11 protein-coding genes and 1 tRNA gene are annotated in these 13620 nt (G+C 59.2%); 7 read left to right on the forward strand and 5 right to left on the reverse strand.

Annotated elements, in window-relative coordinates; all coding sequences use genetic code 11:
* The first annotated feature begins 93 nt into the window (after window positions 1–93).
* From KGB14_RS22870 to KGB14_RS22885, 4 genes are all read left to right on the forward strand, one after another.
* Window positions 94–1665, forward strand: a complete 1572-nt coding sequence (locus tag KGB14_RS22870; RefSeq protein ID WP_223488958.1) for a sensor domain-containing diguanylate cyclase — start codon at window positions 94–96, stop codon at window positions 1663–1665.
* Between the two features lie 186 nt (window positions 1666–1851).
* On the forward strand, window positions 1852–4437 hold the full coding sequence (locus KGB14_RS22875) for an EAL domain-containing protein (RefSeq protein WP_223488959.1): 2586 nt from the start codon (window positions 1852–1854) through the stop codon (window positions 4435–4437).
* An 84-nt stretch (window positions 4438–4521) separates the two neighbouring features.
* Window positions 4522–5316, forward strand: a complete 795-nt coding sequence (xth, locus tag KGB14_RS22880) for an exodeoxyribonuclease III (protein WP_223488960.1) — start codon at window positions 4522–4524, stop codon at window positions 5314–5316.
* A 113-nt stretch (window positions 5317–5429) separates the two neighbouring features.
* Window positions 5430–6257, forward strand: coding sequence for an arylamine N-acetyltransferase family protein (locus tag KGB14_RS22885; RefSeq protein WP_223488961.1), 828 nt, complete (start codon window positions 5430–5432; stop codon window positions 6255–6257).
* A 93-nt stretch (window positions 6258–6350) separates the two neighbouring features.
* Here the strand turns inward: KGB14_RS22885 and KGB14_RS22890 are convergent, their stop codons facing one another.
* Together KGB14_RS22890 and KGB14_RS22895 are read right to left on the reverse strand one after the other, a co-directional pair.
* On the reverse strand, window positions 6351–6695 hold the full coding sequence (locus tag KGB14_RS22890; RefSeq protein ID WP_223488962.1) for a BrnA antitoxin family protein: 345 nt from the start codon (window positions 6693–6695) through the stop codon (window positions 6351–6353).
* Window positions 6696–6698: 3 nt separating this feature from the next.
* A complete protein-coding gene (locus KGB14_RS22895) occupies window positions 6699–6980 on the reverse strand; it encodes a BrnT family toxin (protein WP_223488965.1) in 282 nt (93 codons plus the stop codon).
* 254 nt (window positions 6981–7234) lie between these two features.
* Here KGB14_RS22895 and KGB14_RS22900 point away from each other — a divergent pair, with 254 nt between their 5' ends.
* A complete protein-coding gene (locus KGB14_RS22900) occupies window positions 7235–8752 on the forward strand; it encodes a nucleobase:cation symporter-2 family protein (RefSeq protein ID WP_223488963.1) in 1518 nt (505 codons plus the stop codon).
* Between the two features lie 213 nt (window positions 8753–8965).
* Here the strand turns inward: KGB14_RS22900 and KGB14_RS22905 are convergent.
* Window positions 8966–9041, reverse strand: a tRNA-Asn gene (locus KGB14_RS22905).
* A gap of 225 nt (window positions 9042–9266) precedes the next feature.
* Here KGB14_RS22905 and KGB14_RS22910 point away from each other — a divergent pair.
* Window positions 9267–9497, forward strand: coding sequence for a hypothetical protein (locus KGB14_RS22910; protein ID WP_019649343.1), 231 nt, complete (start codon window positions 9267–9269; stop codon window positions 9495–9497).
* On the opposite strand, the gene KGB14_RS22915 is transcribed toward KGB14_RS22910, so the two are convergent.
* Complete coding sequence (locus KGB14_RS22915) at window positions 9494–9694, reverse strand: hypothetical protein (protein WP_007905992.1); 201 nt, start codon at window positions 9692–9694, stop codon at window positions 9494–9496. The genes KGB14_RS22910 and KGB14_RS22915 overlap by 4 nt on opposite strands.
* Window positions 9695–9929: 235 nt before the next feature.
* Window positions 9930–11126, reverse strand: a complete 1197-nt coding sequence (locus tag KGB14_RS22920) for an amino acid aminotransferase (RefSeq protein WP_123356273.1) — start codon at window positions 11124–11126, stop codon at window positions 9930–9932.
* A 337-nt stretch (window positions 11127–11463) separates the two neighbouring features.
* Here KGB14_RS22920 and uvrB point away from each other — a divergent pair, with 337 nt between their 5' ends.
* Window positions 11464–13479: an excinuclease ABC subunit UvrB gene (gene uvrB, locus KGB14_RS22925; RefSeq protein WP_223488964.1), complete on the forward strand. Its 2016-nt coding sequence runs from the start codon at window positions 11464–11466 to the stop codon at window positions 13477–13479.
* Window positions 13480–13620 lie beyond the last annotated feature (141 nt).

Here is a 13620-nt window from a genome sequence, read left to right on the forward strand (position 1 = left end):
CCTCCGTTTATCCCGCCCAACCCCGTAGACTACGCTCACAAAAAATAAGGGTTTTGGGCCTTTGCCCATGCCTTACCCTTTCAGGACATGCTTTTGCCTATCCCCCTTGACGATCCGCACCACGCGCCTGGCGGTGCCTTGAAACGGCTGCCTCTGCTCAAGGCTGCCGTGGCGTTTATTGCAGCGGTATGCCTGTGCCTCTGTGGGCTGCTTTACCTGCAACTTGAGCAGTCGCGTCGGCACGACCTGGCGTTGGCCGAGGTGTCGTCGTCGAACCTGACCCGGGCCATGGCGCAACAGGCTGAAGATACGTTCATGAAAGCCGATCTGGTGCTGACCAGTCTGGTGGACTGGATTCAGGCTGAAGGTTTCGACGCTGCCCAGACACCACGCCTGCAGAAAACCTTCGCCCGGCGGGTGCAGGTGCTGAATCAGTTGCACGGGATATTTCTGTTCGACAAACGGGGCCAATGGGTCGTGACGTCGTTCGAGAATCTGCCTCGCGGGCCGGGTGTGGCGGACCGGGAGTATTTCCGGTTTCACCAGCAGAACATCTCGTCCCTGGCACACATCGGCCCGGCGATTCGCAGTCGGGAGAATGGCGAGTGGATCATTCCGGTGTCCAGGCGGGTGAACGACCAGAGCGGTAATTTCCAGGGGGTGTTGCTGGTCGGAATCAAGATGTCGTACTTCGATCAATTCTTCAAAAGCTTCAGCATCGATGACAACGGTGCGATGTTTTTGGCGTTGACCGACGGAACACTGCTGGCGCGACGGCCGTTTGTGGAATCGCAGATCGGCACGTCCCTGGCCCAGGGTGCGATTTTTCAAAAGCACCTGCCCCGCGCGACTTCCGGCAACGCCATGATTGATTCGGTGGTGGATGGCATCGTCCGGTTGTATGGCTACCGTCAGCTCGATGCCTATCCGCTGGTGGTCGCGGCGGCCTCTTCCAAAGACGCGATTCTCAAGGACTGGTACAGCACGGCGATTCAATCCAGTGTGATCGTCGCTCTGGTCGTCCTCGGCGTGGGCTTGTTCGGTTGGGTGTTCGTTCATCAGGTGCGCGCGGGCGAGCGCATCGAGGCGGATTTGCGCAAAGCGCAGAAAACCCTGGAGTTGATCGCCACCCACGACAGCCTGACCGGGCTGGCCAACCGTCGATTGTTCGAGCGGGCGCTGGGGGTTGAGTTTGGACGCGGTGCCCGGCAGTCGAGCCCGCTGAGCCTGATCATGCTCGATATCGATTATTTCAAGCGCTATAACGACACCTACGGCCATGTGGCGGGGGACCATTGCCTGGCCGAAGTGGCGCGGGCATTGAAGCGTTGCTGCCATCGCCAGGCCGATCTGGCGGTGCGCTACGGCGGCGAAGAATTCGCGGTGTTGCTGCCGGACACCGACATCCATGGTGCGCTGACGATCGCCGAGCAGATCCGCCGCAGCGTCATCGACAAAAACATCATCCACAGCGGTTCGCCCACGGGCTATGTAACGATCAGTCTTGGCTGTTATTCGTTTGTGCCAACAGGGCATGACAGCACCGAAATGTTGATCGAACGTGCAGATGCGGCGCTGTATCAGGCCAAAAACTCGGGGCGAAATCGCTCGGCGGTGTTGTCGATGAAAGGGGGCGTCGAGGCGTTGATGCGTTCCGACCGCTGAAGCTTGCGGCCATCGATTGGCAATGGCGATGTGATCGGTTCTTCAATTGCGGCAACGACTTGCGTTATCCAGGAGCTATGACCGAGCATGACTGCTATGGTCAACGGAGAGCCAGGCTGTCATGCCCGACAGACCAGACCCCGCCGGTCTCACCCGATCAGGCGATCGATTGACAGGATCAAGTGCATGGATTTGACTGCCGTTACCACCGCTGCGCCCGCGCGTCATACACCGATTACCCGCAACCTGATGTTCGTCATCGGCCTGCTGTTTGTGGTTGGGGTGTTGATTGCGCTGATGGCCCTGTTCGGCATTGCCGCACGGCTCGATGCCCGCGACCTGAGCAAAACCACTTTCTACACGCAACGCGCGCTTGAAAACCGGATCACTGCGTCGAAAAACTACATCGCCAGTTACGCCAACTGGACGACCGCCTACGATCACCTGAACAACAAGGTCGATGTACAGTGGGCTTACGTCGACCAGAACGTGGGTAAAACCCTGTTCACCATTGATCACTACGACGGCGTTTTCGTGATCGATCGTCAGGGAACCAAATACGCCACAGTGCGCGGTCTTCAGGTGCAGGACGAAGCGACAGCCTATCTGTCGACGTCGATGGCGAGCCTCATAGAGGACGTTCAGAACCAGGAAAGCCTCATCAACCCTGTCAGCCGTTACACCTTGTTCGAAGGCAAGCCGGCGCTGTTGACGGCGGCCGCGATCGTGCCCAATGACGAGCGCCCGGCGGTCGATCCCAAAAGCACTTCGGTGCTGGTATACGTTGATCAACTGAACCCTGAAAAACTCAGCGTCTTGAGCGCCGATTACGGTTTGCATGACTTGAGCCTGACGCCCGACGACGCCATTGTTTCCGGTCAGCCGGCCGTCGCCCTGACCGGCACCGGTTACAGCCTGATCTCCCGACTTGAGCGGCCGGGGCATGAGTTGCTCTGGTCGCTGCTGCCGCCATTGGGCGGGGCGCTGTTGATTCTGGCGTTGTTGACGGCTTACTTCTTTCGTTATGTCCTGCGCACGTCCGGGCATGTGGATGCCAGTTACACCAGCCTCGACTTGTCGAATCAGGCACTTGAGGCCAGTGAAGAACGTTTTCGTGCAGTGGCCGAGGCCGCGTCCGACTGGATCTGGGAAATCGACGACCAGCATTGCATCACTTATCTGTCCGGGCGCTTCAGCACCGTCACCGGTTTCTCCGATCAGCAATGGCTGGGGCAGAACATCGGGCAACTGCTCAATTGCGACACAACGCCCTTGTCGCTGTGGCTGAACAAACTCGATGAAGAGCAAGCTGTCAGCCACTTGCGCTGTTCCTACCGCGATCAATCAGGGCAACAACGGGTCTGCCGAGTGTCGGCGCGACCGATCCAGCGCAAGGGTACGGTGCTGGGTTTTCGCGGGACGGCCAGCGACATCACCGATGAAGTCGCCGCCCATGCGCAGATCCAGCATCTGTCGATGCACGACGCGCTGACTGGTTTGCCGAACCGCAACAAACTGGCGCGCTACCTCGAAGACGCGCTGGCGCTGAAAGAGCAAGCGGCGGCGCTGACGTTGTTGATGATCGACCTGGATAACTTCAAGCCGATCAACGATTCCCTCGGCCACCCGGCCGGCGATGCGGTATTGCTGGAAGTGGCGATCCGTTTGCGCGAATGCACGCGGGACATCGATCTGGTCGCCCGCTTGGGTGGCGACGAGTTCGTGCTGGCGCTCCACGGCATGGACAGCCACGCGGAAATCGACCGGTTTTGCGAGCACCTGCTCGACAGCCTGCATCAACCGATCCATTACGATCACCACACCTTGCACATCGGCGCGAGTATCGGTATCGCCCTGAGTCGGCGCCAGGGGCATCTACCGGATGAGCTGATTCGCTGTGCCGATATTGCGTTGTATCAGGCCAAGTCCAATGGCAAGAAGACCTGGTGCTACTTTGCCGCGCACATGAACGATCAGATCCAGCATCGCCGGCAGCTGGAAAGCGACCTGCGACAGGCGATCAAGCACAATGAATTCGTGATGCATTACCAGCCGCGTTATCACGTCGATGGCAAGCAGATCGTCTCGGTCGAAGCGCTGCTGCGCTGGCAGCATCCGGTGCAAGGCCTGTTGGCCCCGGACGCGTTTATCCCGTTGGCCGAGCAGACTGATCTGATCGTGCCGTTGGGGCGCTGGGTGTTGCGCGAGGCCTGTGAGACGGCCCTGACCTGGCCGGGTGCGATGATGGTGTCGGTCAATTTGTCGCCGGTGCAGTTTGCCCGCAGCGATGTGATCGAGGATGTCCGGGAGGCGTTGATCCAGAGCCGATTGCCCGCCAGTCGACTGGAACTGGAGATCACTGAAAATGTGATGCTCATCGACGTCGATGGCGCCTTGGCGACCATGAATGCACTCAAGGAGTTGGGCGTGCGGTTGAACATGGACGACTTCGGCACCGGTTATTCTTCGCTGGGTTATCTGCGCACGTATCCGTTCGACGGGATCAAGATCGACAAGCGCTTCATTGCGTCCATGAGCAGCGGCAGCAATGACCGCGCCGTGGTGCAGGCGATCATCAACCTGGGCAAGGCCATGGGCCTGACCGTGACCGCCGAAGGCGTCGAGACGCTGGAGCAACTGGACTTCCTGATCTCGGACCAGTGCCATGAAGTGCAGGGGTTCTACCTCAGTCGGCCGGTGGACAAGTATGCGCTGCTGCCGTTGCTCAAGGCGTCAAGGGATGATTTTCCGCCGCAGGGCACGCACCTTTAGTCGCCTGTTTCGTGCGTCACGGCAACTGCCGTGACGTACCCCGGTCACAACTGGATATCGCCCATCCGTTGCGAGCGTCGGATCATGAAGAACCTGAAAATCGCTACCTTCAACGTCAACGGCATGCGTGCCCGCTTGCCGAACCTGCTGGCCTGGCTGGAACGGGAGCGGCCAGACATCGCCTGCTTGCAGGAACTCAAGTCGGTGGACGGCGCGTTCCCCGTCGCCGAGCTGGAAGCGGCAGGCTATGGCGCTGTCTGGCACGGCCAGGTGTCGTGGAACGGAGTGGCGATTCTGGCGCGAGATGCGCAGCCGCTGGAGAGCCGGCGCGGTTTGCCGGGGGATGATAGCGACACCCATAGCCGCTATCTGGAAGCCGCCGTGCACGGGATTGTGGTGGGTTGTTTGTACCTGCCCAATGGCAACCCGCAACCGGGGCCGAAGTTCGATTACAAATTGGCGTGGTTCGAGCGGCTGATCTCACACGCCAAGGACCTGCAGAGCAGCGACCATCCGGTGGTGCTGGCCGGCGATTACAACGTGGTGCCCACCGATCTGGACATCTACAATCCGCGCTCCTGGCTCAAGGACGCGTTGCTGCAACCCGAGAGTCGCGAGTGTTATCAGCGACTGCTGGATCAGGGTTGGACCGATTCCCTGCGCCATCTGTATCCAGAGGAGCGGATCTACACCTTCTGGGATTATTTCCGTCAGCACTGGCAGAAAAATTCGGGGTTGCGCATCGATCATCTGCTGCTCAACCCGGTACTGAGTCCATACCTGCAAGAGGCCGGCGTCGACGCCTGGGTTCGCAACGAACCTCATGCCAGCGATCATGCGCCGGCATGGATTCGATTGGGTTCGCGCAAGCGGCGATAGTCTTGGCGCGTGCGGCGATTGGCTAAATCAATTGTCAGTCCGACCGTGTTTTCCCTTATACATGGCGCCCATCGGCGGAGCGATCCGCGGACCTCTGCATAAAGGATTGAGCGATGAGCGAGACACGACTGATGAATCTTGCGCTGTACCTGCAGCGCCTGGGCTTCGATGCGCCCCCGGCGCCGACCCTGGAAACCCTGCGTCAACTGCAACTGCGCCACACCGGTGCCTTCCCGTTCGAAAACCTCACCACGTTATCGGGTGAGCCGGTGCTCATCGACCTGCCGTCCATTGAGCAGAAAGTCCTGCACAACGGTCGCGGCGGCTACTGCTACGAACTTAACAACCTGTTCCTGGCCTTGCTTCAGACACTGGGCTTCGATGCGCGTGGCATCACCGGTCGAGTGGTGATGGGCCAGCCCGAAGGCGCCTGGACCGCCCGCACTCACCGCTTGAGCCTGGTCACCCTGGACGGCGTGCGCTACATCACGGACGTGGGCTTCGGCGGCATGGTGCCCACCGCACCGCTGATGCTGGATACCGAAGCCGAGCAATTCACTCCCCACGAACCCTATCGCATCGAACCGCACGCCGACGGCTATACCCTGCGCGCCAACGTCGGCGGTGAATGGCGGGCGATGTACATCTTCGATCTGCAGCGTCAGGAAGATATCGATTACACCCTCGGCAACTGGTACGTCTCGACCCATCCCGAATCGTCCTTCGTCAAACAACTGATGGTGGCGCGGACGGGGGAGGGATGGCGACGCACATTGAATAACGACAGTTTTGCCATTCACCGCATGGGCAGCGAGAGCGAACGGAGGCAGGTGACGGACGCTGAGGAATTGATCGGATTGCTGGAAAGTGAATTCGGGATTCGAGTGCCGGCACCGGAGGTATTGAGACCGGTGCTTGAGCGATTGATTGAGCCTGTGTAGCAGGCAAATTGAGCACCACGAAAAGGGGCGAATTTGATCAATTCGCCCCTTTTTATTTTGGTCGATCCGGGCGCTGGGGTTTTGGGTTCGTGTCTAGGAGCGAACTTCCAGCTCCATCACGTGATGGATTTCGCTGAGGGCCTCTGACAATTTTTTCTCCAGGTTTTTCAGTTCGGAGGCAGTGATGCCTTTTTTGAAATGCCCGACATTTGCAACCGCAGTGTTCTGATCGGGCTTCGCCGTTTTGCCTTTATCGCTGAGCAAGGCCTGGCGCAAAGTATTGTTGATCACCGTCTGGTAGCCATACCCCTCGCTTTCTGCCAGTGCGCGCGCGGCCTCTATGACGACATCATCGAGCATGATGGTGATTCGGGTCTTGCCTTTGCTGGGGGCAATCGCTCCACGCTTGGCGGTGCTGAAGTCGTATTCATCTTTCATCGGTCAAGCCTCCATAGAGTGGCGACGCTCGTTTTTGGTGGCGATGCGCGCGGAAATGATTCGCATGAAATTCGGATCGCGGTAGGTGTACGCAACGACCAACAAGCGACCTTTGGCATCCAGCCCGATGATGATCCAACGCTGCTCATCATGGTGGATGTCCTGAAGCGTCAGGGCTCGTTCGTCGTAAAACACGGGTTCTGTCTCTGCGAGGCTGACGCCTTGATGCTTTAGTTTGTTGGCCGCGTTCTTTGCCTTGTGATACTGAATTTCGAATGACTTAATTATGCATACTTTATATGTATAGCGAGGGGCGGCCGTGCCGGCGGTCGCTTGGAAAGCAAAAGATTAGCGGTGGGGAGGGAAAGGGGAGGAGGGATGTATTGCAAGAGTTTTAGGCTGCAGGCGCCACGGGTTAAAAGGGCGGCATGGACACATGTCCATAATCTGACTGGTTGGTTGTATACAACTCTATAGACATTTGTCCTGACTATTGAATACAGTGTGCGCACAACAAAAACCAGGGAACCTCCCCAACCATGAAAACGCCCCATGTTTCACACCAACGGCCCGAGGATGAAAATCTCGGGATCGGCGCGAATATGGCTTATGGCCTGCAACACGTTCTGACCATGTACGGCGGTATCGTCGCGGTGCCTTTGATCATCGGCCAGGCGGCCGGGCTCTCGCCGGCGGACATCGGTTTGTTGATTGCTGCTTCATTGTTTGCAGGGGGGCTGGCGACCTTGCTGCAAACCCTGGGTTTGCCGTTTTTCGGTTGTCAGTTGCCGCTGGTGCAGGGCGTATCGTTCTCCGGCGTTGCGACCATGGTGGCGATTGTCAGCAGCGGCGGGGAGGGTGGCTTTCAGTCGATTCTCGGGGCGGTGATTGCCGCGTCGCTGATTGGCTTGCTGATCACACCGGTGTTTTCGCGGATTACCAAGTTCTTTCCGCCGCTGGTGACGGGCATTGTGATCACCACCATCGGCCTGACGCTGATGCCGGTGGCCGCGCGCTGGGCCATGGGCGGCAACAGTCACGCTGCGGATTTCGGCAGCATGGCGAACATCGGCCTGGCGGCGGTGACGCTGGTGCTGGTGCTGCTACTGAGCAAGATCGGCAGTGCGACCATCTCCCGTTTGTCGATCCTCCTGGCCATGGTCATCGGCACGTTCATCGCGGTGTTCCTCGGCATGGCGGATTTCTCGTCCGTGACCCAAGGCCCGATGTTCGGCTTTCCGGCACCGTTCCATTTCGGCATGCCCACCTTCCACTTCGCCGCGATTCTGTCGATGTGCATTGTGATCATGGTGACCCTGGTGGAAACCTCGGCCGATATTCTCGCCGTCGGTGAAATCATCGGCACCAAGGTCGACTCCAAGCGCCTGGGCAACGGTTTGCGCGCCGACATGCTGTCGAGCATGATCGCGCCGATCTTCGGCTCCTTCACCCAGAGCGCCTTCGCCCAGAACGTCGGGTTGGTGGCGGTGACCGGGATCAAAAGCCGTTTCGTGGTGGCCACTGGCGGTGTGTTCCTGGTGGTGCTTGGATTGCTGCCGTTCATGGGCCGGGTCATCGCCGCCGTGCCGACCTCCGTACTCGGCGGCGCCGGCATTGTGTTGTTCGGCACCGTGGCGGCGAGTGGTATTCGGACGCTGTCCAAGGTCGACTACCGCAACAACGTCAACCTGATCATCGTCGCGACCTCCATCGGTTTCGGCATGATCCCCATCGCCGCACCGAACTTCTACGACCACTTCCCCAGCTGGTTCGCGACCATCTTCCACTCGGGCATCAGCTCCTCGGCGATCATGGCCATCGTGCTGAACCTGACCTTCAACCACCTCACTGCCGGCAACTCGGATCAACAATCGGTGTTTGCGGCGGGTACCGAGCGGGTCTTGCGTTATCAGGATCTGGCAGCGTTGCGGGAAGGGGATTACTTCAGCGAGGGTAAGCTGCGTGACTGCGACGGAAATGAGATTCCGGTGGTGGAAGCAGAGCATGGGCATGCAGGGCCGCAGGCGGTGCATGTGAAAAGCAGTGAGCATGTCTGACGGCGGTACCCGGTAAAAAGGCGGTAGATCAAAAGATCGCAGCCTGCGGCAGCTCCTGGATGATTCGTTTCGTCGCGTACGAAACGGATCACATACGGTCGGGATAAAACGCGACCGGTGCAGGAACTGCCGCAGGCTGCGATCTTTTGACTTTATGGCAAGCACAAAAAAGCCCCTGAACCTTTCAATTCAGGGGCTTTTCGATTTGCTGTCTGGCTCCACGACCTGGACTCGAACCAGGGACCCAGTGATTAACAGTCACTTGCTCTACCAACTGAGCTATCGCGGAATGGCGTCTATGTTACTGATTCAAAAAGAGAAGTCAAGCCTCCGTTGGCAGGTTGATGTTTTCATCGGATCAGAGGGGGTTATCGGCCATTGGCGGTTACCAGAATCGCGGCAGAGGTCTACCATGGTCGCCCGGAAGTGGTGACACGCGCTGCCGGCCCTCAGCCGAAAAGGTATGCGCCATGAATCACCCAACCCTCACACCTCAAAACAGCGGGGTGTTCGCATGAGCATCGCTCAGATCAGCCTGCCCAAAGGTGTTGGCCCGCACGCCGAGAAACTGTTCGACGCAATCACTCAGGCCAGTACCGCTGACGAATTGAACCGCGCAGGCGGTAAGGCCGAAGGTTTTGTCCTGGGGCTGGAAAGCACCAAGGCGATCAAAAGCCAGGTGGCCGAGTCGCTTTATGTGGCTTACGACGACGCGGCCAGTCAGCGCGCGAGCGAACTGGCCTAACCGCCGAAGGTAATAGTGCCGAGCATCAGCTTGGCGTACAGCATCGTGGCGGTCAGTTGCACCAGCCACAACGCCAGGCCGCCAAGGAACACACCCGCAGCCACTTGCAGCACCAGGTTATTGCCACGTTTGGCCGAAGAGCGGGGCACGAAGTGGTCCAGCTCGTCGCGGTCGGCGCGTAGGTCATCGTTTTTCATGTGGGTTCTCAAGAATTCTCGGGCGTACTCATAACTTGTGGGAGCGGGCTTGCTCGCGAAGGCGGCGGCACATCCAGCATCAACGTGACAGATAGACCGCTTTCGCGAGCAAGCCCGCTCCCACATTTTTGATCTGCGTGCAGTCTAGAGCGACCGGTCGTCGAACTGGGAATTATCGAAGACAAATAAAAAACGGGAAGCCATGTGGCTTCCCGTTTTCATATCACACAAAGACTCAGATCACCTGAACGATGGCCTTGGTCACGGCGTCGATGTTGCTCTGGTTCAGCGCGGCAACGCAGATGCGGCCGGTGTCCAGGGCGTAGATGCCGAACTCGTTGCGCAGACGGGTTACCTGCTCAACCGTCAGGCCGGAGTAGGAGAACATGCCGCGCTGACGACCGACGAAGCTGAAATCGCGCTGTGGAGCGTTTTTCGCCAGCAGGTCAACCATCTGGATGCGCATGCCGCGAATCCGCAGGCGCATTTCTGCCAGTTCTTCTTCCCACTGGGCGCGCAGGACCGGGCTGTTCAGCACGGCGGCGACGATGCTTGCACCGTGGGTTGGCGGGTTGGAGTAGTTGGTACGGATCACGCGTTTGACTTGCGACAGCACGCGCGCACTTTCTTCTTTCGATTCGCTGACGATCGACAGGGCGCCAACGCGCTCGCCGTACAGCGAGAAGGATTTGGAGAAGGAGCTGGAAACGAAGAAAGTCAGGTCCGATTCGGCGAACAGGCGCACGGCAGCGGCGTCTTCATCGATACCGTCGCCAAAGCCCTGGTAGGCCATGTCGAGGAATGGCACGTGACCTTTGGCCTTGACCACTTCCAGTACGTTTTTCCAGTCGGCCGGGCTCAGGTCCACGCCGGTCGGGTTGTGGCAGCAAGCGTGCAGCACAACGATGGAGCCGGACGGCAGGGCGTTCAGGTCTTCCAGCAGGCCGGCGCGGTTAACGTCGTGGGTCGCGGCGTCGTAGTAGCGATAGTTCTGCACCGGGAAACCGGCGGTTTCGAACAGCGCGCGGTGGTTTTCCCAGCTCGGGTCGCTGATCGCCACGACGGCGTTCGGCAACAGTTGCTTGAGGAAGTCGGCACCGATTTTCAGTGCGCCGGTACCGCCGACGGCCTGAGTGGTGATGACCCGGCCAGCGGCGATCAGTGGCGAATCATTGCCGAACAGCAGTTTCTGCACGGCCTGGTCGTAGGCAGCGATGCCGTCGATTGGCAGGTAGCCACGGGAAACGTGTTGAGCGGCGCGAATCGTCTCGGCTTCGACAACGGCGCGCAGGAGTGGAATTCGCCCCTCCTCGTCGCAGTAAACACCGACCCCCAGGTTGACCTTGTTGGTACGGGTATCGGCATTGAATGCTTCGTTGAGGCCCAGGATTGGATCGCGTGGTGCCATTTCGACAGCGGAGAACAGGCTCATTATTGCGGCGGCTCTGAATGGAGTGTGGAGGGACGTGTCGCGCTCCAGCCGAATGCACTAGAGCGGTGCACAAACGGGGAGCTAGTATAGAGGCCATCAGTAAGCGATGGCGACAGGCGATTCGGCTTTTACGGTAAGTTTTTCGAATTATTTTTCGATCATTGGCCGAGGGGTGTCGTCAAAGGTTTTACCCGATGTAGGACGTTTGCCTTGAAAGCAATGGCAATCGGCTCCACATTGAGCACAATCCAGTTTTTTCCTAGGGCGACATCGGTCGTTTACGGTCTTTTTCGTTGCTGTCCGGTTTGACCGGACAGGCGCGAATCCAGAGGTATTTATGTCTGAATTCCAGCTAGTCACCCGCTTCGAGCCCGCCGGCGATCAGCCGGAAGCCATCCGCCTGATGGTCGAGGGCATTGAGGCCGGGCTGGCGCACCAGACGTTGCTCGGTGTAACCGGCTCGGGCAAGACCTTCAGCATTGCCAACGTTATCGCCCAAGTGCAGCGCCCGACGCTGGTGCTGGCACCTAACAAGACCCTGGCCGCGCAGTTGTATGGCGAGTTCAAGGCGTTCTTCCCGAACAACGCCGTTGAATACTTCGTGTCCTATTACGACTACTACCAGCCCGAAGCCTACGTGCCGTCGTCCGACACCTTCATCGAGAAGGATGCCTCGATCAACGACCACATCGAGCAGATGCGCCTGTCCGCCACCAAGGCGCTGCTGGAACGCAAGGACGCAATCATTGTCACCACGGTGTCGTGCATCTACGGTCTGGGCAGCCCCGAAACCTATCTGAAGATGGTGTTGCACGTGGATCGCGGCGACAAGCTCGATCAGCGTGCGCTGCTGCGTCGCCTGGCCGACCTGCAATACACCCGCAACGACATGGACTTCGCCCGGGCAACTTTCCGGGTGCGCGGCGATGTGATTGATATCCATCCGGCGGAATCCGATTTCGAAGCGATCCGCATCGAGCTGTTCGATGACGAAGTGGAAAGCCTGTCTGCCTTCGACCCGCTGACCGGTGAGGTTATCCGCAAACTGCCGCGTTTCACCTTCTATCCGAAGAGCCACTACGTGACGCCGCGCGAAACCTTGCTCGAGGCCACCGAAGGCATCAAGGTCGAATTGCAGGAGCGCCTGGAATACCTGCGCTCCAATAACAAACTGGTAGAAGCCCAGCGACTGGAGCAGCGCACCCGTTTCGACCTGGAGATGATCCTCGAGCTGGGCTACTGCAATGGCATCGAAAACTACTCGCGTTACCTGTCGGGCCGTGAATCCGGCCAGGCGCCACCCACGTTGTTCGACTACCTGCCGGCGGACGCCTTGCTGGTGATCGACGAATCCCACGTCAGCGTGCCGCAAGTCGGCGCCATGTATAAGGGTGACCGTTCCCGCAAAGAAACGCTGGTGGAGTACGGTTTCCGCTTGCCCTCGGCCCTGGATAACCGGCCGATGCGTTTCGATGAGTTCGAAAGCATCAGCCCCCAAACGATTTTTGTCTCGGCCACGCCGGGCAATTACGAGGCGGAGCACGCCGGCCGAGTGGTTGAGCAACTGGTGCGTCCGACCGGTCTGGTGGACCCGCAAATCGAAATCCGTCCGGCGTTGACTCAGGTCGACGACCTGCTCTCGGAAATCACCAAGCGCGTGGCCCTGGAAGAGCGGGTGCTGGTCACCACGCTGACCAAGCGCATGTCCGAAGACTTGACCGATTACCTGGCCGACCACGGCGTGCGCGTGCGTTATCTGCACTCGGACATCGACACCGTGGAGCGGGTCGAGATCATCCGTGACTTGCGTCTCGGCGTCTTCGATGTGCTGGTGGGGATCAACCTGCTGCGTGAAGGCCTGGACATGCCGGAAGTCTCGCTGGTGGCGATTCTCGACGCCGACAAGGAAGGTTTTCTGCGTTCCGAGCGTTCGCTGATCCAGACCATCGGCCGGGCGGCGCGCAACCTCAATGGGCGGGCGATTCTGTATGCGGATCGCATCACCGGCTCCATGGAGCGGGCGATCGGCGAAACCGAGCGTCGTCGCGACAAGCAGATCGCCTTCAACCTGGCCAACGGCATCACGCCGAAGGGGGTGTTCAAGGACGTCGCCGACATCATGGAAGGCGCGGTCGTGCCGGGTTCGCGCAGCAAGAAGCGCAAAGGCATGGCCAAGGCCGCCGAGGAGAGCGCCAAATACGAAGCGGAGCTGCGTTCGCCGAGCGAGATCAGCAAGCGCATTCGTCAGCTGGAAGAGAAGATGTATCAGCTCGCCCGCGACCTGGAATTCGAGGCTGCGGCGCAGCTTCGCGACGAAATCGGCAAATTGCGGGAGCGGTTGATCACGGTTTGATTTGTGGTGTCTGACAGGGCCTCTTCGCGAGCAAGCCCGCTCCCACAGTTGACCGAGTTGTCCAGGCGGACGCGGTCTAATGTGGGAGCGGGCTTGCTCGCGAAGGCGTACGACTGAACGCCATATTCGTCAGCTAAAGCG

The organism is Pseudomonas sp. A-RE-19 (assembly GCF_019956555.1).
Classification (GTDB): Bacteria; Pseudomonadota; Gammaproteobacteria; order Pseudomonadales; family Pseudomonadaceae; genus Aquipseudomonas.

Excerpts from the sequence above, each read along its gene's own strand:
- KGB14_RS22875 (WP_223488959.1), top strand. The coding sequence starts at position 1,852 with ATGGATTTGACTGCCGTTACCACCGCTGCGCCCGCGCGTCATACACCG.
- xth (WP_223488960.1), top strand. The coding sequence starts at position 4,522 with ATGAAGAACCTGAAAATCGCTACCTTCAACGTCAACGGCATGCGTGCC.
- KGB14_RS22885 (WP_223488961.1), top strand. The coding sequence starts at position 5,430 with ATGAGCGAGACACGACTGATGAATCTTGCGCTGTACCTGCAGCGCCTG.
- KGB14_RS22890 (WP_223488962.1), bottom strand. The coding sequence starts at position 6,695 with ATGAAAGATGAATACGACTTCAGCACCGCCAAGCGTGGAGCGATTGCC.
- KGB14_RS22900 (WP_223488963.1), top strand. The coding sequence starts at position 7,235 with ATGAAAACGCCCCATGTTTCACACCAACGGCCCGAGGATGAAAATCTC.
- KGB14_RS22910 (WP_019649343.1), top strand. The coding sequence starts at position 9,267 with ATGAGCATCGCTCAGATCAGCCTGCCCAAAGGTGTTGGCCCGCACGCC.
- KGB14_RS22915 (WP_007905992.1), bottom strand. The coding sequence starts at position 9,694 with ATGAAAAACGATGACCTACGCGCCGACCGCGACGAGCTGGACCACTTC.
- KGB14_RS22920 (WP_123356273.1), bottom strand. The coding sequence starts at position 11,126 with ATGAGCCTGTTCTCCGCTGTCGAAATGGCACCACGCGATCCAATCCTG.
- uvrB (WP_223488964.1), top strand. The coding sequence starts at position 11,464 with ATGTCTGAATTCCAGCTAGTCACCCGCTTCGAGCCCGCCGGCGATCAG.